This is a genomic window from Roseobacter sp. S87, assembly GCF_055693285.1.
The window spans coordinates 2,264,021-2,290,701 of the sequence record NZ_JBVFTR010000004.1 but is presented as its reverse complement, the minus strand read 5'-3'; the positions used below and the strand labels follow the sequence as shown (position 1 = coordinate 2,290,701).

The window sequence follows — 26,681 nt, the reverse complement described above, 5'->3', positions numbered from 1 at the left end:
CGGGGCGTTGATTGGCCTCTATCCGGAGGCATGGAATGGCCGGCCCAGTGAGCCGGGTGCCGCGCTTTTATCCCGCGAGAGAATGACAAGCACGACAATGGTGATCAGATAGGGCGACATTGCCAGATATTCGACAGGAATGGCAACGCCCGCGCCCTGCAGATTAAGCTGCAGCTGCGTGATTCCGCCAAAAAGATAGGCGCCCAGCAGGACCCGCCAGGGCTTCCAGCTGGCAAATACCACCAGGGCGAGAGCGATCCAGCCGACGCCTGCTGTCATGCCTTCGGTCCATTGCGGCACGCGGATCAGGCTGATGTAGGCACCGCCCATACCCGCCAGCGCACCGCCGAACATGATCGCCAGCGTCCGGATCCGCACGACCTTGTACCCCAGCGCATGGGCCGCGTCGTGGTTTTCGCCAACAGCGCGCAGCACCAGGCCTGCCCGCGTAAACCGCAGGACGGCCCAGACACCGGCCACCAGCAGCAGCCCGACATAGAGGATAGGGTCATGCGAAAAGAGGATGGGCCCCAGAACCGGAATATCCGCCAGCGGGCCGAAATTCACATCCCCCATACGCGGTGGTTTAATGCCCACATAGCCCTGGCCCAGCAGCGATGACAGCCCGAGGCCAAAGAGCGTGAGAGCCAGCCCGGAGGCAACCTGATTGGCGAGCGTCACTTGGGTGAGCAGCACAAAGAGCAGGCTGAGCAGCGCACCGCCTGCGGCTGCGGCGACAAAACCGGTCGCCGGCGAGCCCGTTTCCACCGCGATAGCAAAACCGCAGATCGCACCGGTGATCATCATACCCTCGACCCCGAGGTTCAGCACGCCGGCTTTCTCAACGATCAGCTCTCCGGTGGCGGCGAGCAGAATAGGCGTGGCCGCAGACATCAGCGCGGCAATCAGGAGGATCGGGTTGATTGACGACAGGTCCATTATGCGGCCTCCGTCCGGCCGATGCGCAGCCGGTAGTTGGTAAAGAGATCAAAGGCCAGCAGGAAGAACAGCAGCATCCCCTGGAACACCTGAATGGCGGCCGCCGGCAGGCCCAGCTGGCTCTGCGCGATATCGCCCCCGATATAGGTCAGCGCCATCAACAGCCCGGCCAGCACGATGCCGATGGGATGCAGCCGGCCCAGAAAGGCCACGATGATCGCGGTAAACCCATAGCCGGTGTTGAAATCGATGGTCACCTGGCCCGAGGGGCCTGCGACCTCAAAAAGCCCCGCAAGGCCCGCCAGCAGGCCCGACGTGCCCAGACAGAAAAGCACCAGCCGCCCCGGATTGACGCCCGAGAATTTCGCTGCCCGCGGTGCCTCGCCCGTCACGCGCACGGCAAATCCAAGCCGGTGGCGGGTCAGCAGCACATAGGCAAAGATCACGGCAATCATGGCCGCCACCACGCCCCAGTGCATACCCGATCCCGCGATGAGTTCGGCATTATGCGCCGATGGATACTGCTGCAGATTGCGGCTGCCCGGAAAACCGAACCCTTCGGGATTTTTAAGCAATCCCAGAGACATAGACGCCAGAAATTGCTCGGCTACATACACGAGCATCAGCGACACGAGGATCTCGTTGGTGCCGAACCGCACACGCAGCACCGCCGGGATCATGGCCCAGACCCAGCCGCCGAATGCCCCCGCCAGAACCATGCCCGGAAAGATCAGCGCGCTTTCTGCTGGATAAAAGGCCAGCCCGAAACCGGCCCCGAAAAGCGCCCCCATAATGTACTGCCCTTCGGCCCCGATGTTCCAGATGCCCGCGCGGAACCCCAGACTGAGCCCGATGGCGATCAGCACCAGCGGCGCCCCTTTGATGAGCAGCTGCGGGCGGTAAAAGAACGAAAACTCGCCAAAAAGCGGCTCCCAGAAAATCGTCAGGATCGACTGAACCGGGTCCTTGCCCAGCGTCGCAAACAGCAGTCCGCCAAAGAAAAAAGTGGCCAGAACCGCCAGCAGCGGCGTCAGATACCCGAAAACAGCAGAGGGCTGCGCCCGTTTCTCAAGCCGGATCATGACAGTCCCCCGGTTTCTTCTGGCCCGAAATATCCCCGCCGGAGGCACAGAATCTCATGCACAGGTGTTTCAGACATGCGCCACCTCCATGCCGTGGGCACCGCCCATCATCAGGCCGATCTGTTCAACACTCAGCCCCTGCGCGGGCAGCGGGTCAGACAGACGCCCCTCGTTAAGTGCTGCAAACCGGTCGGAAATCTCCATCAGCTCATCCAGGTCCTGGCTGATCACGATCACAGCCGCCCCGCCGGTTGCCAGATCAAGCAGCGCCTGACGGATCGCAGCCGCAGCCGAGGCATCGACCCCCCAGGTCGGCTGGTTCACCACAAGCACCTCGGGCCGCTGCAGCACTTCGCGCCCGATCACGAATTTCTGCAGATTGCCCCCCGACAAGGCACGCGCGGCGTTGCCGGGACCGGGCGTGCGCACATCAAATGTTTCGATGATGCGCTCGGCGAAATCCTTTGCAGCCGTCCAGTTCAGAAAGCCATTGCGCATCAGCCCCTCGCGGGTGGCACCGGTCAGCATCGCATTCTCTGTGAGGCTCATATTGGGGGCTGCCGCATGCCCCAGGCGTTCTTCGGGCGCCGCCAGCACGCCCAGCCTGCGGCGCGCTTCCGGCCCGGCGGGGCCGATGTCCTCGCCTTTGAAACGGATCATGCCGGCGGGCGACCGCATCTCGCCTGACAATGCGGCCAGCAGTTCGTCCTGACCATTGCCCGCCACACCACCGATGCCCAGCACCTCTCCGCGGCGCAGGGTCAGGTTGATGTCCCGCAGCGGCATGCCGAAGGCCGATGGCGAGGGGTGCGACAGATTTTCGATCTTCAGCACCGGCTCCCCGGGTTCTGCGCCCGCGCGTGACGGAGTGGCCAGCACTTTGCCCACCATCATCTCGGCCATGTCGCGCGCCGTCGTTTCGCGCGGCACACAGGTGCCGACCACCTTGCCAAGCCGCAGGATGGTGGCGGCGTCGCACAGGGCGCGGATTTCCTCAAGCTTATGAGAAATATAGAGAATTGCGGTTCCTTCAGCACTCAGTTTGCGCAGGGTCTCAAACAGGATCTCCACCTCCTGCGGCGTCAGTACCGAAGTCGGCTCATCCATGATCAGCAGTTTGGGTTCCTGCAGAAGACACCGGATAATCTCCACGCGCTGACGTTCTCCTGCGGACAGATCGCCCACGGTCCGGTCCGGCGCAAGCGGCAGCCCGTAGGTGTCCGACACCTGCCGGATCTGCTCGGACAGCGCCCCCATCGCCGGCGCGTTCTCCATGCCCAGAGCGATGTTTTCCGCCACCGACAGCGCATCAAAGAGCGAGAAGTGCTGGAACACCATGCCGACACCCGCCGCCCGCGCCGCGCGCGGTTCCGGTGGCGTGAAATCGGCCCCGTTCATCTGCATGGCTCCCTGATCCGGCTTCACCAGCCCATAGATCATTTTCACCAGCGTGGATTTCCCCGCACCGTTTTCCCCCAGCAGGGCATGCACTTCGCCGGGGGCGATCGAGAGGGAGACATCGTCATTGGCGACGACCCCGGGATATGCCTTGGTCAGGCCTTTCAGAGACAGCACTGGGGTCATGCGGCGGCCTTTATCTGGTTCATCAGCGCGTCAATTGTGCCCGCCGCGATGTCGTCGGGGCGCTTGCCTCGGGATTTATCGCCTATGGGGCAGGTGATGGGCGCGGGGTCAAGCCCGGCGGCCATCAGCCGTTTCTGAAAACGCGCCCATTTGGTCGCAGAGCCGATCAGTCCGCAGGAGGCAAAGCCGCGTTTCAGCAGGGCGGCGCAGAGCGCGAGATCAATGTCATGTGCGTAGGTGAAAATCAGGTGGTGCGCATGAGCGGGAGCGCGTGCCGCGAGGCGCGGCATGTCGCGGGCCGGTGTCACGGTGACGTCTTGCCTGACATGTGCGGGGTAACGGTTCGGGTGGTCATCGACCCAGGTGATTTTGAAGGCCTGCGGGTGGCAGGCGTTGACCATGGCGCGGCCCACGTGCCCCGCGCCCCAGATCCACAGGTCTTTCGGCTGTGCCGGGTTCAGAACCGGCGCGTGGGTGTGGCGCGCCGGGGCGTCAACGGGCCGGGGCGTGCGGGAATAGCGCAGGGTCACCGCACCGCCGCAGCACTGACCCAGAGAAGGGCCCAGAGGCAGGGTTTGTGTTTCTTCCGCAGCATTGGATGCCAGGATGTCGCGCGCCCGGGTGATGGCCAGGTGCTCCAGCGCGCCGCCGCCGATGGTGCCTTCGGTCCCATGTTCGGTGACTCTCATGGCCGTGCCTGCATCGCGCGGGACGGACCCGCGGGCCGAAACAATCTCAACGTAGATCGCGCTCATGTCCTGGCCCTGCCCACCGCATCCAGAACAGCTTCTGCTGTGGCAGGCGCCTGGAGGTCCGCATATGAGGGGCCGCAGGCACGCACCGCATCCGCCAGCGCTGACCAGGCCGAAATACCCAGCATCAGCGGCGGCTCCCCTACCGCTTTGGAGCGATAGATCGTCTCCTCGCGGTTGGGCGCATCCCACAGGCGCACGTTGAACACATCCGGCCGGTCCCCGCAGGCCGGGATTTTATAGGTCGAGGGCGCATGGGTGCGCAGGTGGCCCGCATCGTCCCAGACCAGCTCCTCGGTGGTCAGCCATCCCGCGCCCTGGACATAACCGCCTTCGATCTGGCCGATGTCGAGATCAGGGTTCAGAGACGCGCCGCAGTCATGCAGAATGTCGGCGCGCAGAATCCGGTTTTCCCCGGTCAGCGTGTCGATCACCACCTCGGTCACCGCAGCGCCATAGGCAAAATAGAAAAACGGGCGGCCCTCACCGCGGATGCGGTCCCAGGCGAGGCCCGGCGTTTTGTAAAACCCGGTCGAGGACAGGCTGACGCGGGATTCGTAAGCCATGGCCGCCACTTCGGCGAAACTCATGCGCGTGTTGCCTGCGTGCACGGTGTCTTCCTCAAAGCGGATCGAGATCCGCCGCAACCCCGTGTTTTGCGGCGACGACCCCGGCCATACGGTCCCGGATCGTCAGGCAGGCCGCGCGCACGGCCATACCATTCAGGTCACTGCCCGAAGACGCGGCGGTGGCAGATGTGTTGGGCACCTTTGCGGTGTCAGTCGCGGTGATTTTCACGGCCTGCATGCTGATGCCAAAGGTGCTGGCAGCCACCTGTGCGACCTTCTGGAACAGGCCCTGGCCCATTTCGGTGCCGCCGTGGTTCAGGTGCACGGACCCGTCCTGGTAGACATGTACGAGCGCGCCTGCCTGATTGAGATGCGTCAGCGTAAAGGAGATGCCGAATTTCACCGGTGTCAGCGCGATACCCTTTTTCAGCACGGCGTTTTCCGCGTTCCAGGCGTCAATGGCGGCGCGGCGGCGCGCGTAATCGCTGCTCTCCAGCAGAGCGCGGGTCATGTCGGGCAGGATGAAGTCTGTGACCTCCTGGCCGTAAGGCGTTGTATTCCGGTCAGCGCCTGCGGGCTCATAGAAATTGGCCTGGCGGACGGCCAGCGGGTCAAGCCCGAGGTGAGCCGCGATGTGATCCATCACCCGCTCGATGCCGACCATGCCCTGCGGGCCGCCGAAGCCGCGGAAGGCCGTGGCGCTCTGGGTGTTGGTTTTCAGCCGGTGGCTGGTAATCTGCACGGCGGGCAGAAAGTAGGCGTTGTCGGCATGCAGCATGGCGCGGTCGGCCACCGGCAGCGACAGGTCCTGGGCCCAGCCGCAGCGGGCATAATGGGTGAAATCGATGCCCGCGATGCGCCCCTGTGCATCAAAGCCCACGTCATAGGTCACACGGAAATCATGCCGTTTGCCGGTGATGATCATGTCATCGTCCCGGTCATAGCGCATTTTGCATGTCCGGCCGGTTGCCCGCGCGGCGACAGCACAGGCCACCGCGAGCGCGTTGCCCTGGCTTTCCTTGCCACCGAAGCCGCCCCCCATGCGGCGGGTTTCCACGCGCACGCTGTGCATCGGTGTGCCGAGGGCTTCGGCCACCTTGTGCTGGATTTCGGTGGGGTGCTGGGTCGAGCTGATCACCAGCATGTCCCCGTTGTCCTGGGGCTGGGCACAGGCGGCCTGGCCTTCGAGATAGAAGTGTTCCTGTCCGCCGATGTCGAGCGATCCGGTGATCCGGTGGTCGGCAGCATTCAGCGCTGCGTTCACGTCGCCGCGTCCGTAGATGCGCGGGCCTTCCTCAAAGCGGCTGTCCCGGGCAAGCGCGTCCTCAATGGTCAGGATGCTGTCGCCCGGGGTGATGTCAATTTTGCCCAGCCGGGCCGCATGGCGTGCGGCCAGATGCGAGGTGGCGATCACCAGAAACACCGGCTGGCCCGCGTAGTGTATTGCGCCTTTGGCCAGCAGTGGTTCGTCACGCGCTGAGGGCGAGACATCATTGTCAAAGGGCAGACCGTCTGCGGTCATCACCGCAACGACGCCTTCTGCGGCGCGTACGTCTGTCAGGTCCACAGTGGTGATATCGCCGCAGGCAACAGTGCTGGTGCCAAATGCGAGGTGCAGGGTGTCTGCGGGCAGAGGGATATCATCCACGTAACGCGCCTGGCCTGTCACATGCAGGCGGGCGGAATCGTGGGGCAGGGGTTTTGCAACGCTCATGATGTGGCCTCCCCGACGGTCAGGGGGGCGTGGCCCGTGTCCTCCAGCCAGTAGCGCCGCAGCATGTTCTGTGCGGTCTGCAGCCGGTAGGCCGCACTGGCGCGCATGTCTGAGAGGGGGTGAAATCCTCTGCCAGGGCCGTCATGGCAGCCGCCACGCTGTCTTCGGTCCAGGGGGCGCCGGTCAGTATGGTCTCGGTGTGTGTGGCGCGGGCGGGTGTGCCTGCCATGCCGCCGAAAGCGATGCGCGCCTGGGTGACAGTTCCATTGTCCAGGGTGATGGACAGGCATCCGCAGACTGCTGAGATGTCCTGGTCAAAGCGTTTGGAGAGTTTGTAGCATTTCAGCCGGTCCGGCTGGCGTGGGATGGTGATGCGTTCGACAAATTCACCCGGTTTCCGGTCCTGCCGGCCATATTCCAGAAAGAAATCCTCAAGCGGCATGTGACGCCGCGCGTCACCACAGCGCAGGTGCACAGCAGCACCCAGCGCGATGAGAGCGGGCGGGCCGTCGCCGATGGGCGAGCCGTTTGCGATATTGCCGCCGATGGTCGCGGCATTGCGCACCTGAACCGAACCGTAGCGGCGGATCATGGCGGCAAAGGAGGGGTGAAAGGTTTCGATCGCCGTTTCAAGCGCGCTGAGGCTGGTCATTGCGCCGATGTCTATGGTGCTGTCCGTAATCCGCATCCCGCGCAGGTCGTCACAGTGGTTCAGAAAGGCCACCGGGCCGAGGTCGCGGAACTGTTTGGTCACCCAGAGGCCGACATCGGTTGCCCCGGCAACAAGTGTGGCCTGCGGGTTTTGCGCGTACCACGCGGCCAGTGCGTCCTGGGTGCGCGGCTGTACCCACGCAGGGGGCTGCCCGCCCCCGCCGCCTGCGGCGCCCCCCCGGGGATATTTTCAGCCAGAAGAGGCGGCGTGTCGTGCATATGCGGGGGCACGGGGTCTTTTGCGGCGGATCCTGCGGCGCGGATGATGGGGGCATAGCCCGTGCAGCGGCAGAGGTTGCCGGCCAGTTGGGTGTCATGATCCGCCGCCCCGTTCAGATGAGAGACGGCCATCGATACCACGAAACCCGGCGTGCAGAACCCGCACTGAGACCCGTGGTGGTCAATCATTGCGGTCTGCACCGGGTGCAGGGTGCCGTCCGGTGCGGCGATCCCTTCGACGGTGCGGATGGCTTTGCCGTTCAGCTGGGGCATGAAGAGGATGCAGGCGTTGAGGGATTTTGCACCATCCGCGTCGGTGACCATGACCGTGCAGGCGCCGCAGTCGCCTTCGTTGCAGCCTTCTTTGGTGCCCGTCAGTCCGCGTTCGCCGCGCAGCCAGTCCAGAAGTGTCATGGTTGGCGCGACATCTGTCAGCGCCACTGTTTCTCCGTTCAGGCGAAACGTGATGTCCATTCAGTCAGATCCGCCGCGGTACCACGAGCCCCCGGATGGCCCGACGTTCGATGCGGCGTAGAACGACGGGCGGGCAGTAACGGCTGTCACGGTATCTGGCACCGGTGTCGCCTGGCAAGGAAAAAGCATGAGGAGGGGGGCGTGGCGGGCTGGCAGCGTTAAAAATTCAGCGTGTGCGTCTTCTGGTACTGGCAGGCGGCGGGGCTCTGGCATAGCTTCGGGGCATGAACACAGAGACCCGATTCATCCACCTGCGCACGCATTCTGAGTATTCTTTGCTGGAGGGCGCGCTGCGGTTGAAAAAACTGCCCGGGCTCTGCCGCGATCATGCCATGCCTGCGATGGCGCTGACCGACACCAACAATATGTTTTCGGCGCTGGAGTTTTCCGTGGCCATGTCCGGTGCGGGAGTGCAGCCGATCATCGGGTGTCAGGTGGACGTGGCCTATGCTGCAACACGGCCCGGCGACCGGCCGGCCGACCCTGCACCCGTTGTGCTGCTGGCGCAGTCGGAGGCCGGGTATGAGAACCTGATGCGTCTGAACACCTGTCTTTACGTGGACAAGGGTGGTCAGCTGCCGCAAGTCACGACAGACGAGCTGGAGGCGGCGGCGCAGGATGTGATCTGTCTGACCGGCGGGCCGGACGGGCCGGTGGGGCGTTTGTTGCGTGCGGGGCAGGCCCCGGCGGCGCAGGCGCTGATGGACCGGCTGAAGGGTATTTTCGGTGACCGTCTCTATGTCGAGCTGCAGCGGCATCCGGGCGAGGACGGCCAGCCCGAGGCAGAGCGGCTCACTGAACGCGGGTTTGTCGAGATGGCCTATGCGATGGACCTGCCGCTGGTGGCGACCAATGATGTCTATTTCCCGGACGCTGAGATGTATGAGGCGCATGACGCGCTGATCTGTATCGCCGAGGGCGCCTATGTGGACCAGCAGGATCCGCGTCGCCGCCTGACGGCGCAGCATTACTTCAAGAGCCAGGCGGAGATGGTGACGCTTTTCGCGGACCTGCCGGAAGCGATTGAGAATACGGTGGAAATTGCGCGTCGCTGCGCGTTTCAGGCGTATCGCCGGGACCCGATCCTGCCGAAATTTGCCGATGACGAGATCGAGGAACTGCGGCGTCAGTCCCATGAGGGGTTGAAAAACCGGCTGGCGGTGATCCCGCATGCGGTAAGCGTTGAGGAATACGAAAAGCGGCTGGATTTCGAGCTGGGCATCATCGAAGGGATGGGGTTTCCGGGCTATTTTCTGATCGTTGCTGACTTCATCAAATGGGCCAAGGACGAGGATATTCCGGTGGGGCCGGGGCGCGGGTCCGGGGCGGGCAGTCTGGTGGCCTATGCGCTGACGATCACAGACCTCGATCCGCTGCGGTATAACCTCCTTTTTGAGCGGTTCCTGAACCCCGAACGGGTGTCGATGCCTGACTTTGACATCGATTTCTGTATGGACCGGCGCGAGGAGGTGATCCGGTACGTCCAGGACAAGTACGGCCGTGACAAGGTGGGACAGATCATCACCTTTGGTGCGCTTTTGTCAAAGGCGGCGGTGCGCGATATCGGCCGGGTGTTGCAGATGCCCTACGGCCAGGTGGACCGGCTGTCCAAAATGATCCCCGTCGAAGGGGTGAAACCGGTAAGCATCGAAAAGGCGCTGGCGGACGAGCCGCGTCTGCGCGAAGAGGCCCGCAATGAGGAGGTCGTCGCTCGGCTGCTGGAGTATGGCCAGCAGGTCGAGGGGCTGCTGCGGAACGCCTCGACTCACGCTGCGGGCGTGGTGATCGGCGACCGGCCACTGGATCGGCTGGTGCCGCTCTACCAGGACCCGCGCTCGGACATGCCCGCAACCCAGTTCAACATGAAATGGGTGGAGCAGGCAGGGCTCGTCAAATTCGACTTTCTGGGTCTGAAGACCCTGACGGTGATCCAGAACGCGGTAGACCAGATCAAAGCGTCGGGCCGGCATCTGCATATCGCTGCGGATGGCACAGAACTTTTTGAACCACCCGAGGGGCTGATCGACGATATCGCCACGATCCCGCTGGATGACGAGGCGTCCTACAAACTCTATTCCAGCGCCAGGACGGTAGCGGTTTTCCAGGTGGAAAGCTCGGGCATGATGGATGCCCTGAAGCGGATGAAGCCCACCTGTATCGAGGACATTGTGGCGCTTGTGGCGCTGTACCGGCCCGGGCCCATGGAGAACATCCCGACCTATTGCGAGGTCAAGAACGGGCAGCGCGAACTGGAATCCATTCACCCGCTGATCGACGATATTCTGAAGGAAACACAGGGTATTATCGTCTACCAGGAGCAGGTGATGCAGATCGCCCAGGTGATGGCGGGCTACAGCCTTGGCGGCGCTGACCTGCTGCGCCGCGCAATGGGTAAAAAGATCGCCGAGGAAATGGCCAAGGAGCGCCCCAAATTCGAAAAGGGCGCGATGGAAAACGGGGTCGACAAGAAAAAGGCGACCGAAGTTTTCGACCTGCTGGAAAAATTCGCCAACTACGGCTTTAATAAATCGCACGCGGCAGCCTATGCGGTGGTCAGCTATCAGACCGCCTGGCTCAAAGCGAACCACCCGGTGGAATTCATGGCCGGTGTGATGAACTGCGATATCCATCTGACCGACAAACTGGCCGTCTACTTTGAGGAGGTGCGCAAACAGCTTGATCTGCCGTGGGTGCCGCCTTGCGTGAACCGGTCGGATGCAACGTTCAAAGTGGTCGACGGCGCGCTGGTTTATGCGCTGGGCGCGCTGAAAAACGTCGGTGTCGAGGCGATGAAACTGGTCACCGAGGGGCGCGGGGACAAACCCTTTGCCACGCTCTTTGATCTGGCGCGCCGGGTGGATCTGAAGCGGGTTGGTAAGCGACCGCTGGAAATGCTGGCGCGTTCGGGCGCATTTGACCAGCTGGACAGCAACCGGCGGCGGGTCTTTGACGCGCTGGATGCGCTGGTGGGATATTCGGCGGCGATTCACGAACAGCGCGCCTCTGACCAGGTGTCGCTTTTTGGGGAAGCGGGGGACGACCTGCCTGAACCGCGCCTGCATCCGGTGGATGACTGGCTGCCTGCCGAGCGGCTGAGCGAGGAATTCAGGGCCGTTGGTTTTTACCTCTCGGGCCATCCGCTGGACGATTATGCCGGGCCACTGAAGCGCAAGGGTGTGCTGACCCTTGATGAGGTAACGGCCAAGGCAGAAGGCGCGCCACTGGTCGCAAAACTGGCGGGCGTTGTTGCGGGCCGGCAGGAGCGCAAATCCGCACGGGGCAACCGGTTTGCCTTTTGTCAGATGTCCGACACCACAGGCGCGTTCGAGGTCACGCTCTTCTCTGAAACCCTTGAAAAATCACGCGAACACCTGGAGACGGGTGCCAAGGTTGTGGTTACCGTCGAGGCTACGATGGAGGCGGATCAGCTTAAACTTCTGGGCCGGTCTGTGGCCCCCATCGACGCGGTCACCGCAGACGCGGGCGGTATGGGACTGCGCGTTTTTGTCGAGGAACCCGGTGCGGTCAGCGCCGTTGCCAGCGTGCTGGAAGGGGCCGCCAAAGCGGCACGCGGCGCGGGGCGCGGCCCGGTACAGCTGTGCCTGATGCATCCGGACCTGCCGGGCGAGGTCGAGGTGGACCTCGGTCAGGATTTTGCCGTGAACCCACAGATCAAGGGCGCGATCAAATCGCTGAACGGCGTGCTGGAGGTCGAAGACATCTGACCGCGGCAGCGGGCGGCAGGCGGAGGTCAGTAATGCGGCGGGCGTTCGTCGCCCAGCACCACACCGCCGGAGCCCTGCGCATCGCGTTCACCCTCACGCTGCATCAGCATGTGAACACGGCGGGTGAGCGTGGCGATCTCGCTTTCCTGACGGGCGATGACGTCGGACAGGTCATCCACCGTGCGTGTCAGATGCGCGATCTGCTCTTCGAGTTTCTTGGTCATAAGGGGCTCTCCTCGGCTGTGCTCTAGCACGGCGTGGCGGGTCCCGGAAGGGCCCGCACCCGGTGCCTTGTCTCGCGCAGTCCCATCCGGTAGACCGCGCGCGACACCTGGCACAAAGGGAAGACCATGGCCAAGCCCAAGAAAACCCCGCGCCCGAAGGCGGAGACGCCCAAAGGCTTTCGTGACTATTTCGGCGCTGAGGTTACGCAGCGCACCGAAATGCTGCGTAAAATTGCGGGTGTGTACCATCGGTACGGGTTTGACGCGCTGGAAAGCTCGGGCGTGGAAACGGTTGAGGCGCTGGGCAAATTCCTGCCCGATGTGGACCGCCCGAACGAGGGCGTCTTTGCCTGGCAGGAAGATGCAGAAGGCGACAAGCCGGGTGACTGGCTGGCGCTGCGGTACGATCTGACGGCGCCGCTGGCGCGGGTCTATGCGCAGCACCGCAACGACCTGCCCACGCCCTACCGCCGCTATGCGATGGGACCCGTCTGGCGCAACGAAAAGCCGGGGCCGGGGCGTTTTCGTCAGTTTTATCAGTGTGATGCGGACACTGTCGGAGCGCCGTCCGTGGCCGCGGATGCGGAGATCTGCGCGATGCTGGCCGACTGTCTCGAAGAGGTGGGCATCCCGCGCGGCGACTATGTTGTGCGCGTGAACAACCGCAAAGTACTGAACGGCGTGCTGGAAGTGGCGGGCCTGGCAGGTGACGACAAAGAGCGTGAGCGTGGCATTGTGCTGCGCGCGATCGACAAGCTGGACCGTCTGGGCCCGGACGGCGTGCGCGCCCTGCTGGGGGCGGGCCGCAAGGACGAAAGCGGCGATTTTACGGACGGAGCGGGGCTTGGTGACGCGCAGGCAGATGTGGTCATGGGCTTCATGGACGCGAAACGCACAACCGGTGCCGAAACGGTTGCCCGGTTGCGTGAGCTTGTCGAAGGCTCGGCCATCGGCGCAGAAGGCGTGAGCGAACTGGAAACCATTGCCGGACTGCTGGCGGCAGGTGGCTATGGACCGGACCGGATCGAGATCGACCCGTCAGTTGTACGGGGTCTCGGGTACTACACCGGGCCCGTCTATGAGGCGGAGCTGACGTTCGATATTCAGGATGAAAAGGGACGCACGCGTAACTTCGGGTCTGTTGCCGGTGGCGGGCGGTATGACGACCTGGTCAAGCGGTTCACCGGCCAGGCCGTGCCGGCGACGGGCGTGTCGATCGGTGTGGACCGCCTGCTGGCGGCACTGCATGCCAAAGGCCGGATGCAGTCTGACACCGCAGGTCCCGTGGTTGTAACCGTGATGGACCGCGACCGCATGGCGGATTACCAGGCGATGGTGGCGGAACTGCGCCAGGCGGGTATCCGGGCGGAGGTCTATCTGGGCAACCCGAAAAACTTCGGCAACCAGCTGAAATACGCAGACCGCCGTGCCAGCCCGGCCGCCGTCATCGAAGGCGGTGACGAAAAAGAGCGCGGTGTTATTCAGATCAAGGACCTGATTCTGGGGGCGAAGATTGCCGAAAGTGCGACACTGGAGGAATGGAAAGACCGTCCCAGCCAGTTTGAGGTGCCGCGTGACCAGCTTGTTGAAAAGGTGCGCGAAATCCTGAGCACACACGGTCTGGATGAGGGCACAAAATGACATCGCGGCGCGAGACCCTGGCGCTGGCCGCAGAGCTGCGGGCGGGGTTTGAAACGGCGGGCGCAGCAGCGGTTGAAACGCCGGTGCTGCAACCCGCGGATATACTGCTCGACCTTTATGGCGAGGAGATCCGCGCGCGCGCCTATGTGACCTCGGATGCGCTGCGCGGTGAGCAGATGCTGCGCCCAGATTTCACCGTGCCCGTGGTTCAGATGCACATGGTGGATGGGGCTGAACCAGCGCGGTACACCTATTCCGGCGAGGTTTTCCGGCGTCAGGAGCATGATCCGGACCGCGCCAATGAATATATCCAGGTTGGCTATGAGGTCTTTGACCGGACGGACCCGGCAGCGGCCGATGCTGAGGTCTTTGCGCTGATTGCGGCGGCGGTTGAACATCTTGATCTGCGCGCGGCCACCGGAGATATCGGCCTGCTGACCGCTGCCGTTCAGGGCCTGAAAACGACCGGGGCCCGCAAATCCGCGCTGTTGCGGCATATCTGGCGGCCGCGCCGGTTCCGCAGCCTGCTGGATCGGTTTTCGGGCAAAACACCGGTCAGTGCCGAACGGGCAGCGCTGATCGCAGGGGATGCGCCCCCATGCGATGCACCGCTGACGGGACGGCGCACACGGGCCGAGATCGACGCGCGGATTGATGCGCTGCGCGCGGATGCGGCGGCTGATCCGCTGAGCGCGGAAGAGGTGGGTCTGCTGGACGCGCTGCTGAACGTGCGGGAGACGCTGCCCTTTGCGCTCGAACACCTGCGGGACCTCGCGGTGGACCTGCCATCGGTTGCAGGTGCTGTGGCCGGGCTGGAGGCGCGGGCGGAGGCGTTGCAAAAGCGCCGCGTCGAGGTCGCAGAGCTGCCGTTTGAGACAAGTTTTGGCCGGACATCCATGGAATATTACGATGGGTTTGTGTTCGGGTTTTACAGCGCGAACCGCCCGGACCTGCCGGCGGTCGCTTCGGGCGGGCGCTATGACGCGCTGACGCGGCGCCTTGGAGCGGGTGCTGAAATTCCTGCGGTTGGGGGTGTTCTGCGGCCCGGTCTGATGCTGGACCTAGGGGGTGACACATGAGCATTCGTCTGGGCGTGCCGTCCAAGGGGCGGCTGATGGAGAAGACTTTTGACTGGTTTGCTGCGCGCGGTGTGACCCTGTCGCGCAGCGGGTCTGACCGCGAATACGCGGGGGCTGTCGAGGGCGTTGAGGGCGTGGCGCTGGTATTGCTGTCCGCCGGTGAAATCCCGCGCGAGCTGGCAGCGGGACGGATCCATTTCGGCGTCACAGGCACCGACCTGATCCAGGAGAAACTGCCGCTCTGGGAGCAGCAGGTGGAGCCGGTGCAGGAACTGGGTTTCGGCTTTGCGGATCTGGTTCTGGCGGTGCCGAGGGCCTGGGTCGATGTCGACACGCTGGATGATCTGGATGCGGTGGCGGCTGCGTTCCGGGCACGCCACGGCATGCGACTGCGTATCGCCACGAAGTATCACCGTCTGGTGCGCGAACACCTGCGCCAGGGTGGGGTCGCGGATTATGCGCTGGTGGACAGTCAGGGGGCGACCGAAGGAACGGTTGCCAATGAAACTGCCGAGGCAATCGCGGATATCACATCCAGCGGTGAAACCCTGCGGGCCAACCATCTGAAGATCCTGAGTGATGGTCCGGTGCTGCGGTCGCAGGCCACCCTGTGGCGCAGCCGTCAGGCACCACTGGACGATGGCGATCGGGATGTGACCACAGCGTTCATGTGGAAACTGGATGCCTGAGCAGGGCAGTGTCTGGCGTCGCCGGGACTACAGGACGCCGATTTCCGCCAGAGCGCGGTTGAGTTCCACGGGCAGGGGCTCTTCGTCCCCGCGGCCTTTGGGCAGATCAGGCGGCGCATCGGCTGCGGGCAGGTAGCGCCAGCCCTGAAAAGGACGCCGAATGCTGTTCTGTGTGCGGATCAGGTCAGGCTGCAGGACGATGGAACAGCGACGGATGCCATCGGAACCGACATATTCATCCAGCCGGTCGATCTGCTGGCGGCACTGAATGACCCCTTTGATCACCCAATAAATAGATCCGCCATTGAGCACTTCGGCCTCGCGCCGGGGCCACATGCGGGTCACGTGACGCGGCAGCCCGTCCGGTGCCTGCGCCCGTTTCGTCGCCTGCCAGGCTGCAAGACCCTCAACATTCTCCGTCCCGACGGACAATTTGATCAGATGAACGGTTTTATCCACAGCTTACCCACGGTGTTACGCACAGAATCCCCTTAGCAGTACTATATACGGTAATACTGTCGGGGTCTGCTTCAAGTTCTTGTGGCAAACCGGCGCAATCCAGGTTATTTTTTTGTCTCCTCCCCGGTGCTGGAGAGGAGACAAAAATGTCGCCGCGTAGCTCAATCGGATAGAGCACTCACGACGCCGTCATCGCAGTAACGGCAGACTAATGTGAGAAGGTTGTGGGTTCAAGTCCCGCCGCGGTGCCAAGCTCATTCTGAAGGATGTGAAAATGACCCGTTTTGCTGCCCCGATTGCCGAACAGATCTGGGACATGAAGTACCGTTTCAAGGACGCTGACGGTGCGCCGAAGGATGTCACTGTCGAAGACACCTGGCGCCGGATCGCGCGCGACCTCGCGCGTGTGGAAAAGGAACCGGAACTCTGGGAGGACCGGTTCTACGCAGCTCTTGAAGATTTCCGGTATCTGCCCGCGGGGCGCATCACAGCAGGTGCCGGCACGGCGCGGTCGGTCACGCTGTTCAACTGTTTTGTCATGGGAACTGTGCCCGACAGCATGGGCGGCATATTCGATATGCTGAAAGAAGCCGCCCTAACCATGCAGCAGGGTGGTGGCATCGGCTATGATTTTTCGACGATCCGGCCCAAGGGCGCGGACGTACGCGGTGTGGCGGCGGATGCCTCAGGGCCGTTGTCGTTCATGGACGTCTGGGATGCCATGTGCCGCACCATCATGTCCGCCGGGTCACGCCGGGGCGCGATGATGGCCACGATGCGCTGTGATCATCCGGACATTGAGGATTTCATCGCTGCAAAGTCGGATCCGGCACGGTTGCGCATGTTCAATATGTCGGTGCTGGTCACAGATCCCTTCATGGAGGCCGTTAAGGCGGATGCGTCATGGGACCTGGTGTTTGAGGGCCGCGTGTTCCGGACGCTGCAGGCGCGTGATCTGTGGGACCGGATCATGCAGGCGACCTATGATTACGCAGAACCCGGGGTCATTTTCATCGACCGGATCAATGCGGCTAACAACCTGAATTACTGTGAGACCATCGCGGCAACCAACCCTTGCGGCGAGCAGCCGCTGCCCCCCTATGGTGCCTGCCTGCTGGGGTCGGTGAACCTCGCCCGGCTGGTGTCCGATGCGTTTGAGGAGGGCGCCGCCCTCGACGAGACCGCCCTCGAAGAGCTGGTCGCGGTTGCGGTGCGCATGATGGATAATGTTGTGGATGCGTCGAAGTTTCCGCTTGAGGCGCAGGCGCTTGAGGCGCAGGCCAAACGCCGCATCGGTCTGGGTGTGACGGGGCTGGCGGATGCGCTGCTGATGGTCGGACTGCGCTATGGGTCAGACGAGGCGGCGCGTCAGACGGAGCGATGGCTGCGCCTGATCGCCCGCGCCGCGTATCTGGCGTCTGTGCAGCTGGCGAAGGAAAAAGGCGCATTCCCGCTGTTTGACGCAGAAGGATATCTTGCTTCAGGTACCATGCAGATGATGGACGAGGACGTGCGCGAGGCTGTACGCGAACACGGCATCCGCAACGCCCTGCTGACCTCGATCGCGCCGACCGGCACGATCAGCCTTTATGCGGGCAACGTCTCGTCGGGCATCGAGCCGGTCTTTGCCTATGCCTACACGCGCAAGGTGCTGCAGAAGGACGGATCGCGTACCGAAGAGGAAGTGGTGGATTATGCGGTTCAGATGTGGCGGGAGAAATTCGGTGACACCGAGCTGCCCGATTACTTTGTGAATGCGCAGACGCTTGCGCCGGCGGATCATGTGAAGATGCAGGCCGCGGCGCAGAAATGGGTCGATTCGTCGATTTCAAAGACGATCAACTGCCCGGAAGATATCAGTTTTGACGCGTTCCGGGATGTTTACATGCAGGCCTGGGATACCGGGTGCAAGGGATGTACGACATACAGGCCCAACGCCGTCACCGGCTCGGTTCTGAGTGTGTCGGAAGAAGAGAAAAAGGCCCCCGAGGTGATCACGACCTCGGATGCCGAACCGCTGCAGCCGCATGGGGATGTGATTTACATGTCTGAGCCACTCGACCGGCCAAGCGAGCTCGAGGGCAACACATACAAGGTGAAATGGCCCGACAGCGAGCATGCGCTTTATATCACGGTGAACGATATCGTGCTGAACGGTCACCGGCGGCCTTTCGAAGTGTTTATCAACTCCAAAAACATGGAGCATTTCGCCTGGACGGTTGCGCTGACCCGGATGATTTCTGCGGTGTTCCGGCGCGGGGGCGATGTCTCTTTTGTGGTGGAAGAGCTCAAGGCGGTGTTCGATCCGCGCGGCGGTGCCTGGATGCAGGGCAAATATATTCCGTCCATCCTCGCGGCGATTGGCGGGGTGATCGAGCAGCACATGATTGCGACAGGGTTCATCGCGGGCGAGGGCATGGGGCTCAAGTCTGATCCACAGGCGCAGGTTGTTGGCCTCGAAAATCAGCGCGGCCAGGCCTGCAGCAGTTGTGGTCAGTATGACCTTCGCATGGTCGAAGGCTGCATGACATGTGGATCCTGTGGCTATTCGAAGTGTGGCTGAACGGGGCGGTTAAATTTCCGCGCCCGGGGTGCGGCTGCGGGCTGCAATCCGGTTGGCCGCCGCGATGTCATCATCGCTCGGCTGGCCGATGATACTGTGAACGCGGCCACGGGAGGTTTTCCTGCGGATGGTCCAGAATGTCTGGCCGGGCCACAGAGCCATCAGCACCGCTGACGAGAAGACAAGAAAAAAGGCACTCTCGGGCACCTGAGCCTGACCGCTGGCCAGAACGACACCGCTCAGCGGCAGCATCACGACAACCGTCCATCCCAGAGCGCAGATCGCCAGTTCGGCCAGACCGCTGAAATACATCTGAAAAATATCGGTACGTGTCATATTTAACCTCCGGGATCCGGCCTGAACCGGGCACACTATGACCAAGGAAAAGAAATTTTCCGTAAAGCACGGCCCGGGTTTCCGGAAATTTCTGGCAAGGGCTGCGGCACTGTGGGATACCGCGCGGGCCTGCAACACGAATTGGATGAAGAGGGGCAGATATGGCAGTGCCTGAAACAATGCGCGCAGTCGTGCTGACCAGACATGGTGGACCCGAGGTGCTGGAACTCCGCGGGGACTGGCCGGTGCCGCAGCCCGGCCCGCATGACGTGCTGATCCGCGTTGGTGCCTGCGGGGTCAACAATACCGACATCAATACCCGCACGGGCTGGTACGCAAAATCAGTGACGGGCGCCACGGCTGATGCTGTGGACGCAGGCGATGAGGAGCCCAGCTGGGGCGGCGCACCTGTTGCTTTCCCGCGTATCCAGGGTGCGGATGTGGTCGGAGAGGTTGTGGCCGCGGGTGAAGCCGCAGAACAGGGCCTGATCGGGCGGCGCGTTATGGTGGATTGCTGGCTGCGCGACTGGGACGACCCGCACAACCGGGAAAAAACCGGCTATGTCGGGTCGGAATGTGATGGGGGCTTCGCGGAATACATGGTGGTCGATCACCGCAATGCGGTCGCCGTGGACAGCCCGCTGAGCGATGCAGAGCTGGCGACCTTTGCCTGTTCCTACAGTACCGCCGAAGGCATGCTGACCCGTGCCGGTGTCACGGCAGAGGATACGGTGCTGGTCACGGGGGCCTCAGGCGGGGTCGGGTCCGCCCTGACACAGCTGGCCCGGCGGCGCGGTGCCGGGGTTGTCTGTCTTGCGGGCGAAGCGAAACACGACCAGGTCGCCGCTCTGAACCCGGCGGCTGTGCTGCCGCGTGCGCCCGCTGATCTGGCGGCGGCGCTGGAGGGTGCAATCGGCCAGCGAACCGCCAGTGTCGTCGCGGATATCGTCGGTGGAGAATACTTTCCCGCGCTGATCGACGTGCTGGAGCGGGGAGGGCGGTATACCTGTTCGGGCGCGATTGCAGGGCCCATTGTCGGGCTCGATCTGCGCACACTTTACCTGCGGGACCTGACCTTTACAGGGTCAACGGTGCTGCCGCCGGAGATCTTCCGGAACCTGGTCGGATACATCGAAAAGGGCGAAGTGCGCCCGCTGGTGGCCGGGACATACCCGCTTTTCGACATTTCAGACGCTCAGGAAGCGTTCTCCGGCAAAAGCCATGTCGGAAATATCGTGCTGCTGCCACAGGTCTGAGAGGGACCGCCTCGCGCGGCGGTCTCCGCCCTCAGCTGTTTTTGCCCAGGATAGTGGCCAGAATGGCTTTGGCGCTGTCCGATGACCAGTCCGCGTCACCGCGCAGCCGGGCAATTTCGCGACCTTCGGGGTCGATCAGCACGGTGATCGGCAGTCCGAAAATGCCCATCTGGCTGGCCAGCGCCTGTTTCGGGTCCTGGTGGCGCGGCAGGTTGGAAATGCCTGTTTCTTCAAAGAATTTCTGGATGCCCGCCGGCGAATTGCGGCCTGTGGCGATGGTCAGCACCTCGAAATCGTCACCGCCAAACTCGGTCTGCAGCTCGGACAGCATCGGCATTTCCTTGCGGCAGGGTGCGCACCAGGTCGCCCAGAAATTCAGCAGCACGTATTTACCGCGCCAGGCCTCGAGCGATGTCTGCCCCGCGCCATCCGCCAGATCGAACTGCGCGTCTGATGTTGCCTCTGGCACCTCGTGGATGATCAGCTTTTTCATGTCACCCTCGCGCAGCAGGGCTGCTGCTTCGAGGTCTGCGTGGGCTGCGGTTGCAGCTGTGATTGCGCCCAGGCTGAGGGCCGTATAAACGAGCGCAGAAACGAGATTTTTCATATCCCCTCCGGAGGATTCAGGCAGATGACAGATTCCAGCGACACGCAGAAAACCACCGCATCCAACGCCATGTGGGGCGGCCGTTTCTCCGCAGGTCCCGACGCGATTATGGAGGCAATTAATGCCTCAATCGGTTTTGACCAGCGGATGGCGGCACAGGATATCGCAGGCTCGCGTGCGCATGCCGCAATGCTGGGCGCGACAGGCATTCTGGAACCTAACGATGTCGACGCCATTCGGGAAGGCCTGCTCACGGTCTTGTCAGAGATAGAGGCAGGAGACTTTCCGTTTTCCGCCGCTCTTGAGGATATCCACATGAATGTGGAATCGCGTCTTAAGGAAATTATCGGCGAACCGGCAGGGCGACTGCACACAGGGCGCAGCCGGAATGATCAGGTCGCGACCGATTTCAAACTCTGGGTGCGCGACCAGCTTGACGCCTGTGACACCGGTCTGCAGGCGCTGATCCGTGCGTTGCTGGATCAGGCAGAGGCGGGTGCCGGCTGGGTTATGCCGGGCTTTACCCATTTGCAGACGGCGCAGCCGGTGACCTGGGGGCATCACATGATGGCCTATGTCGAGATGTTCGGGCGCGATCTGAGCCGGGTGCGGGATGCCCGCGCACGGATGAATACATGCCCGCTGGGTGCTGCCGCGCTGGCTGGCACGTCCTTTCCGATTGACCGCCATATGACTGCCGAAGCGCTGGGTTTTGATGCCCCTGCGGCCAATTCGCTGGACGCGGTGAGCGATCGCGATTTCGCGCTGGAGTTCCTGAGTGCTGCGTCCATCTGTGCCGTGCACCTCAGCCGTTTTGCCGAGGAGCTGGTAATCTGGTCGTCTGCACAGTTCTGTTTTGTGACGCTGAGCGACCGGTTCTCGACAGGCTCGTCTATCATGCCGCAGAAAAAGAACCCTGACGCCGCAGAGCTGATCCGCGCCAAGGTCGGCCGGATTTTCGGCGCGAACACCGCGCTTATGATGGTGATGAAGGGCCTGCCGCTGACCTATTCCAAGGACATGCAGGAAGACAAAGAGCAGGTGTTTGACGCCGCTGACAACCTGATGCTGGCGCTGGCCGCAATGACGGGCATGGTGACAGACATGACCGCGAACCGGGAGAGCCTGGCAGCGGCGGCAGGCTCGGGCTTCTCCACGGCAACTGATCTTGCCGACTGGCTGGTGCGCGTGCTGGGGCTGCCCTTCCGCGAAGCGCATCACATCACCGGCAGCCTTGTGGCGCTGGCCGAATCCAAAGGATGTGATCTGCCGGATCTGTCGCTGGACGAGATGAAATCCGCCCATTCCGGCATCACCGAAGACGTGTTTGGTGTGCTTGGGGTGGAAAATTCGGTCAATTCGCGTACATCTTATGGTGGGACTGCGCCCGCGCAGGTGCGTGAGCAGGTCGCCCGCTGGAAGGAGCTGATGGCATGATCAGACTGACCGGAGCTTTGCTGGCACTTGCGATGCTGGCAGCCTGTGGCGCGGATGGGGAACCGGTCCGGCCAACGGTGAACGGTGGCGTAACAATTTCGAACAGCGGTATCTATCCGAGCGCCAGCGTGGGCCTGAACCGCGGACCTGTCTCTGTACGCGTCGGACTGTGATGTTCAGGTGTTTCCCGGTGGTGGCTCTGGCTGCGCTTGTGGGCTGCACTCAGCCCGAACCGGTTGACCCCACGCTCAGACCGATCCCGCGCGAGCCTGCCGTCGAAACCGGTGTCACGTTCTCGGGTGAAGCGCGCTTCGGCGTCTCTAAAGGACTTTGACAAAGATGCGGTATGTCTATCTTGCGCTGGCCGTCTGGGGCACGATCCACCCGATGAGCTGGTTTCTGACCTGGTTCAACGAGAACGGCTATGATCTCATGGCGATGGTCGACGCCTGGCATGCAAATGCTGCGACCAGTGGCCTGGTCTGGGACCTGACCGTTGCGGCCAGTGCACTGACCGTCTGGATTATTGCCGAGACTGTCCGGACACGCCGCTGGCGGGGCCTCATCGCTATCCCGGCAACCTTTTGCATCGGGGTCAGCTGCGGATTGCCGCTTTACCTCTTCCTGCGTCACAACAACGACGCGTGAGGCTGCCGCACCGATCTGCATTGATCTGACCGGGGAATCGTGGCTAATGCGCGTTTATGGATCATTTTCTCTACAAAGACGGTGTTCTGCACGCCGAAGACGTCCCCGTTCCGGAAATTGCGGCAGCGGTTGGCACGCCGTTCTACGTCTATTCAACTGCGACGCTGCTGCGCCACTTCACCCTCTTTGATGAGGCGCTGGCGGGCGTTGATCACCTTGTCTGTTATGCGATGAAGGCCGCCAGCAATCAGGCCATCCTCAAAACACTGGCGCAGGCAGGTGCTGGCATGGATGTGGTCTCGGGCGGGGAATACATGCGTGCCAAAGCGGCCGGCGTGCCCGGCGAACGCATCGTTTTCTCCGGCGTCGGAAAGACCGCCGCGGAAATCCGGCTGGCGCTTGAAGGGGGAATTCGCCAGTTCAACGTCGAATCCGAGCCGGAAATGATGGTTCTGGACGCAACTGCCCGGGAAATGGGCGTTGTGGCTCCGGTTACGATCCGGATTAATCCGGATGTGGATGCAAAAACTCACGCAAAAATTGCGACCGGCAAGTCGGAAAACAAATTCGGCATCCCGATCTCGCGTGCCCGCGAAGTGTACAGGCTCGCGGCCTCCCTGCCGGGTCTTGAGGTGATCGGGATTGACGTGCACATCGGCAGCCAGCTGACGGACCTTGCACCCTTTGAGCTGGCGTACCAGAAAGTCGCCGAACTGACCGAAACTCTGCGCGCGGACGGTCATAACATCCGCAGGCTGGACCTTGGCGGCGGTCTCGGCATCCCTTATGCGCGCGACAACCAGGCACCGCCACTGCCTTCTGACTACGGCGCTATGGTGCTGAAAACACTTGGTCATCTGGGTTGCGAGATCGAGATTGAACCCGGCCGGCTGATCGCCGGGAACGCAGGCTTAATGGTTTCTGAAGTGATCTATGTGAAATCTGGTGAAGGACGTGATTTCCTGATCCTTGATGGCGCAATGAACGATCTGATCCGGCCCGCGATGTACGAGGCTTATCACGATATTGTCCCTGTGACAGAGCCCGAGCCGGGCGGAACACAGGCGAAATACGATATCGTTGGTCCGGTCTGCGAGACGGGCGATACATTCGCACGGGAACGGGTCATGCCACCGGTTGAGGCTGGCGGTCTCGTCGCCTTCAGGTCTGCGGGAGCCTATGGCGCGGTCATGAGCAGTGAATACAACTCGCGGCCGCTTATTCCGGAGGTTCTGGTTCACAATGATCAATTTGCGGTTATTCGCCGACGCCCGACCTTTGACGAAATGATAAATCGGGATACCATTCCTGAATGGTTGTGATGGCATAAGGTGCCAGACCCGCCCAGTGGAGAGGTACCGATGTCATCTTTTTCCCGTCACGATGCAGACAAAACACTGCGCGCCCTGATATGGCCGCTGCGCTTCACGCATCTGGGAATGATCTCTGAGCGGTTGTTGCGCAGCTGCTGGCCGGTGTTCAGCGTGCTGCTGACGGTCCTTGCCGCGCTCATGCTGGGTCTTCAGGACGCCGTGGGTGTCGAGGTCGTCTGGGGCGCTGTGGTCGTGACCCTTCTGGCGCTTGCGGCAGGTGGCTTTTATGCGCTGCGCACGTTCCGCTGGCCGGCACGCAGTGAAGCTCTGGCGCGGCTCGATGCGAGCCTTCCCGGCCGCCCCGTGCAGGCGCTGCTGGACACACAGACAATCGGACATGAGGATGCGGCATCTGCTGCCGTGTGGCGGGCGCATCAGGCGCGCATGGCAGAGCGGGCGCGCGCTGCGACGCCGGTTCCGGCCGATCTGCGTATTGCAGACCGGGACCCTTTTGCCCTGCGGTATATGGCAGCGCTGTTTTTCGCTGTGGCACTCATTTTCGGATCTGTCTGGCGGGTTGGGACCGTGGCAGACATGACGCCGGGTGCGGGTGGTCTGGCCAGTGGTCCTGTCTGGGAAGGTTGGGCAGAGAGCCCCCGCTATACGGGCAAACCCACAATCTATCTCAATGACATCGATGCGGGCACTCTGGAAATCCCTGAGGGCAGTCTGATTACGTTGCGCCTATATGGCGAAATCGGCGCGCTGACGCTTGCAGAGACAGTATCCGGCCGCACGGAAGTGCCGCCTGCCTCTGATCCCGCGCAGGATTTCATTGTCGCGCAAAGCGGCGATATCACCATCAACGGCCCGGGGGGCGCAGCTGGCAGGTCGTGGTGATTGAGGACATGCCGCCCGAAATTGCCGTGCTGTCTGAACCGACCGCGTCTGCCATCGGAGAAATGACTCTGCCGTTTGAGGCCAGTGATGACTACGGCGTTGAGGCGGGTGAGGCGGTCTTCACGCTGGACCTTGCATCGGTTGACCGGCGCTACGGACTGACAATCGACCCAGAAGCCCGGCCCGATCTGGTCGTTCCGTTGCCAACGCCGATTGCGGGCAACCGGGCGCAGTTCGAAGAAAACCTGATTGAGGACTTCTCGGAACACGCCTGGGCAAATCTTCCGGTGTTTGTCAGCCTGTCAGCCCTCGATGGTGCAGAGCAGGATGCCATAACGAACCCACGGGCGATTGTCCTGCCGGGTCGCCGTTTCTTTGATCCGCTGGCCGCTGCGGTGATCGAGGCGCGCCGCGATCTGTTGTGGTCGCGGGGGAATATGTCGCGCATCGCACAGGTCCTGCGCGCGGTCAGCTATGTCCCCGAAGATGTTTTCCGCAAAGAAACTGATGTGCTGCGGCTGCGCCGGGTGATCCGGCAGCTGGAAACCCATGCCCGGCACGGTATGAGCGAGGAAAAACAGACCAGCCTTGCGGCCGATCTGTGGGATCTTGCGCTGCTGCTGGAGGAGGGCGATCTGGCGGATGCAGCCGAGCGCATGCGCCGGGCGCAGGAACGTCTGAACGAGGCAATCAAAAACGGTGCTTCGGACGAAGAAATTGCCGAACTGATGCGGGAGCTGCGCCGCGCGACCGAAGACTACCTGCAGCAACTTTCCCGTCAGGCGCAGCGCCAGCAGCAGGAACAGCAGAACGGCCAGCAGCAACAGCAGGGCGATCAGCAGAACAGCATGCAGCTGTCGCAGGACGACCTGCAACAGATGATGGACCGTATCCAGGAGCTGATGGAACAGGGCCGGATGGCCGAGGCGCAGCAGGCGCTTCAGGAACTGCAGCAGATGATGGAAAACATGCGCGTCACCCAGGGCCAGCAGGGTCAGGGTGGACAAAGTGCGGGCGAGCAGGCGATGGAAGGCCTGGCCGATACCCTGCGGCAGCAGCAGGGTCTGAGTGATCAGGCGTTCCGCGATCTGCAGGAGCAGTTCAACCCGGGCGCCCAGGCCGGGGAGAGCCAGGGCAACGAGGGCCGCAATGGTGGTGAGGGCCGGGGCCAGAGCCACGAGGGCCAGCAGGGCCAGGGACAGGGCAGCGGTGATCAGAACGCGCAACAGGGCGCACCGGGCCAGCCCGGACAGGGCGCCGATCCGCAGGGCAGTATCGCCGATCGTCAGCAGGCTCTGCGTGATGAACTGAGCCGCCAGCAGCAGAATCTGCCCGGCGCCGGAACGCCCGAGGGAGACGCCGCGCGCGACGCGCTGGACCGCGCAGGCCGTGCAATGGACGGGGCCGAGGAGGCGCTGCGCCAGGATGACCTGGCTGAAGCAATCGACAATCAGGGCCAGGCCATGGAAGCGTTGCGGGAAGGCATGCGGTCGCTGGGAGAGATGATGGCCCAGCAGCAGCAACAGCAGCAGCCCGGGCAGGGCGCTCAGGAATCGGACCGGCGTGCGGACAACCGTGACCCGCTGGGACGCGAGTCGGGCAACTCCGGTGCGGATGGCGACAATGGTCCGCTGGCTCTGAACGACGATGCCTATGGTCGGGCGCGCGAGCTGCTCGATGAAATCCGGCGGCGGTCAGGCGAAGCAGAACGCCCAGAGGAAGAGCGCAATTACCTCAACCGGCTGCTTGATCGTTTCTGA

The 26,681-nt window shown here is 62.7% G+C and carries 19 protein-coding genes and 4 pseudogenes; 13 read left to right on the top strand and 10 right to left on the bottom strand.

Going from position 1 to position 26,681, the window contains the following annotated elements:
- Positions 1-18 precede the first annotated feature (18 nt).
- The 6 genes and pseudogenes from ACZ1HA_RS12240 to xdhA form a co-directional block, all read right to left on the bottom strand.
- A complete protein-coding gene (locus ACZ1HA_RS12240) occupies positions 19-939 on the bottom strand; it encodes an ABC transporter permease (RefSeq protein WP_472714059.1) in 921 nt (306 codons plus the stop codon).
- Positions 939-2,021: an ABC transporter permease gene (locus ACZ1HA_RS12235; protein ID WP_472714058.1), complete on the bottom strand. Its 1,083-nt coding sequence runs from the start codon at positions 2,019-2,021 to the stop codon at positions 939-941. The genes ACZ1HA_RS12240 and ACZ1HA_RS12235 overlap by 1 nt, the downstream gene beginning before the upstream one ends.
- A gap of 69 nt (positions 2,022-2,090) precedes the next feature.
- Positions 2,091-3,605, bottom strand: coding sequence for an ABC transporter ATP-binding protein (locus ACZ1HA_RS12230; RefSeq protein ID WP_472714057.1), 1,515 nt, complete (start codon positions 3,603-3,605; stop codon positions 2,091-2,093).
- On the bottom strand, positions 3,602-4,360 hold the full coding sequence (xdhC, locus tag ACZ1HA_RS12225; RefSeq protein ID WP_472714056.1) for a xanthine dehydrogenase accessory protein XdhC: 759 nt from the start codon (positions 4,358-4,360) through the stop codon (positions 3,602-3,604). Before xdhC ends, ACZ1HA_RS12230 begins: the two co-directional genes overlap by 4 nt.
- Positions 4,357-6,640: pseudogene (gene xdhB / locus ACZ1HA_RS12220) on the bottom strand (xanthine dehydrogenase molybdopterin binding subunit). The gene xdhC and the pseudogene xdhB overlap by 4 nt, the downstream one beginning before the upstream one ends.
- Positions 6,637-8,044: pseudogene (gene xdhA, locus ACZ1HA_RS12215) on the bottom strand (xanthine dehydrogenase small subunit). The pseudogenes xdhB and xdhA overlap by 4 nt, the downstream one beginning before the upstream one ends.
- Positions 8,045-8,268: 224 nt before the next feature.
- Between xdhA and dnaE the strand changes: the two are divergent.
- Positions 8,269-11,769 (top strand): DNA polymerase III subunit alpha, encoded by a 3,501-nt coding sequence (dnaE, locus tag ACZ1HA_RS12210; protein ID WP_472714055.1) that lies wholly within the window; start codon positions 8,269-8,271, stop codon positions 11,767-11,769.
- A 26-nt stretch (positions 11,770-11,795) separates the two neighbouring features.
- Here the strand turns inward: dnaE and ACZ1HA_RS12205 are convergent, their stop codons facing one another.
- Positions 11,796-11,993, bottom strand: a complete 198-nt coding sequence (locus ACZ1HA_RS12205) for a SlyX family protein (protein WP_375230289.1) — start codon at positions 11,991-11,993, stop codon at positions 11,796-11,798.
- A 126-nt stretch (positions 11,994-12,119) separates the two neighbouring features.
- Between ACZ1HA_RS12205 and hisS the strand changes: the two genes are divergently transcribed.
- Genes hisS through hisG form a run of 3 tightly spaced genes read left to right on the top strand, consistent with a single transcriptional unit; the run spans position 12,120 to position 15,402 of the window.
- Positions 12,120-13,634 (top strand): histidine--tRNA ligase, encoded by a 1,515-nt coding sequence (gene hisS / locus ACZ1HA_RS12200; protein WP_472714054.1) that lies wholly within the window; start codon positions 12,120-12,122, stop codon positions 13,632-13,634.
- Positions 13,631-14,713, top strand: coding sequence for an ATP phosphoribosyltransferase regulatory subunit (locus tag ACZ1HA_RS12195; RefSeq protein ID WP_472714053.1), 1,083 nt, complete (start codon positions 13,631-13,633; stop codon positions 14,711-14,713). The genes hisS and ACZ1HA_RS12195 overlap by 4 nt, the downstream gene beginning before the upstream one ends.
- Positions 14,710-15,402 (top strand): ATP phosphoribosyltransferase, encoded by a 693-nt coding sequence (gene hisG, locus ACZ1HA_RS12190; protein ID WP_472714052.1) that lies wholly within the window; start codon positions 14,710-14,712, stop codon positions 15,400-15,402. Before ACZ1HA_RS12195 ends, hisG begins: the two co-directional genes overlap by 4 nt.
- A 27-nt stretch (positions 15,403-15,429) precedes the next feature.
- Here hisG and ACZ1HA_RS12185 read toward each other — a convergent pair whose 3' ends face one another.
- Positions 15,430-15,861, bottom strand: coding sequence for a DUF1489 family protein (locus ACZ1HA_RS12185; RefSeq protein WP_472714051.1), 432 nt, complete (start codon positions 15,859-15,861; stop codon positions 15,430-15,432).
- Positions 15,862-16,011: 150 nt separating this feature from the next.
- On the opposite strand from ACZ1HA_RS12185, the pseudogene ACZ1HA_RS12180 reads away from it, so the two are divergent.
- Positions 16,012-16,110 (top strand): annotated as a pseudogene (locus tag ACZ1HA_RS12180).
- A 25-nt stretch (positions 16,111-16,135) separates the two neighbouring features.
- Positions 16,136-18,424, top strand: coding sequence for an adenosylcobalamin-dependent ribonucleoside-diphosphate reductase (locus ACZ1HA_RS12175; RefSeq protein ID WP_472714050.1), 2,289 nt, complete (start codon positions 16,136-16,138; stop codon positions 18,422-18,424).
- 9 nt (positions 18,425-18,433) lie between these two features.
- On the opposite strand, the gene ACZ1HA_RS12170 is transcribed toward ACZ1HA_RS12175, so the two are convergent.
- A complete protein-coding gene (locus ACZ1HA_RS12170) occupies positions 18,434-18,760 on the bottom strand; it encodes a hypothetical protein (RefSeq protein WP_472714049.1) in 327 nt (108 codons plus the stop codon).
- A 161-nt stretch (positions 18,761-18,921) separates the two neighbouring features.
- On the opposite strand from ACZ1HA_RS12170, the gene ACZ1HA_RS12165 reads away from it, so the two are divergent.
- Positions 18,922-20,016, top strand: a complete 1,095-nt coding sequence (locus ACZ1HA_RS12165) for an alcohol dehydrogenase family protein (RefSeq protein ID WP_472714048.1) — start codon at positions 18,922-18,924, stop codon at positions 20,014-20,016.
- A 31-nt stretch (positions 20,017-20,047) separates the two neighbouring features.
- On the opposite strand, the gene ACZ1HA_RS12160 is transcribed toward ACZ1HA_RS12165, so the two are convergent.
- On the bottom strand, positions 20,048-20,623 hold the full coding sequence (locus ACZ1HA_RS12160) for a TlpA disulfide reductase family protein (protein WP_472714047.1): 576 nt from the start codon (positions 20,621-20,623) through the stop codon (positions 20,048-20,050).
- 24 nt (positions 20,624-20,647) lie between these two features.
- On the opposite strand from ACZ1HA_RS12160, the gene argH reads away from it, so the two are divergent.
- From argH to ACZ1HA_RS12130, 6 genes and pseudogenes are all read left to right on the top strand, one after another.
- Positions 20,648-22,060, top strand: a complete 1,413-nt coding sequence (argH, locus tag ACZ1HA_RS12155; RefSeq protein WP_472714046.1) for an argininosuccinate lyase — start codon at positions 20,648-20,650, stop codon at positions 22,058-22,060.
- Complete coding sequence (locus ACZ1HA_RS12150) at positions 22,057-22,233, top strand: hypothetical protein (RefSeq protein WP_472714045.1); 177 nt, start codon at positions 22,057-22,059, stop codon at positions 22,231-22,233. Before argH ends, ACZ1HA_RS12150 begins: the two co-directional genes overlap by 4 nt.
- Before the next feature lie 17 nt (positions 22,234-22,250).
- Positions 22,251-22,394 (top strand): hypothetical protein, encoded by a 144-nt coding sequence (locus ACZ1HA_RS12145; protein ID WP_472714044.1) that lies wholly within the window; start codon positions 22,251-22,253, stop codon positions 22,392-22,394.
- A 5-nt stretch (positions 22,395-22,399) separates the two neighbouring features.
- A complete protein-coding gene (locus ACZ1HA_RS12140) occupies positions 22,400-22,708 on the top strand; it encodes a DUF2834 domain-containing protein (RefSeq protein WP_375230952.1) in 309 nt (102 codons plus the stop codon).
- A 56-nt stretch (positions 22,709-22,764) separates the two neighbouring features.
- Entirely contained in the window at positions 22,765-24,030 is a 1,266-nt protein-coding gene (gene lysA / locus ACZ1HA_RS12135) for a diaminopimelate decarboxylase (RefSeq protein ID WP_472714043.1), read from the top strand.
- A 39-nt stretch (positions 24,031-24,069) separates the two neighbouring features.
- Positions 24,070-26,681 (top strand): annotated as a pseudogene (locus ACZ1HA_RS12130) (TIGR02302 family protein).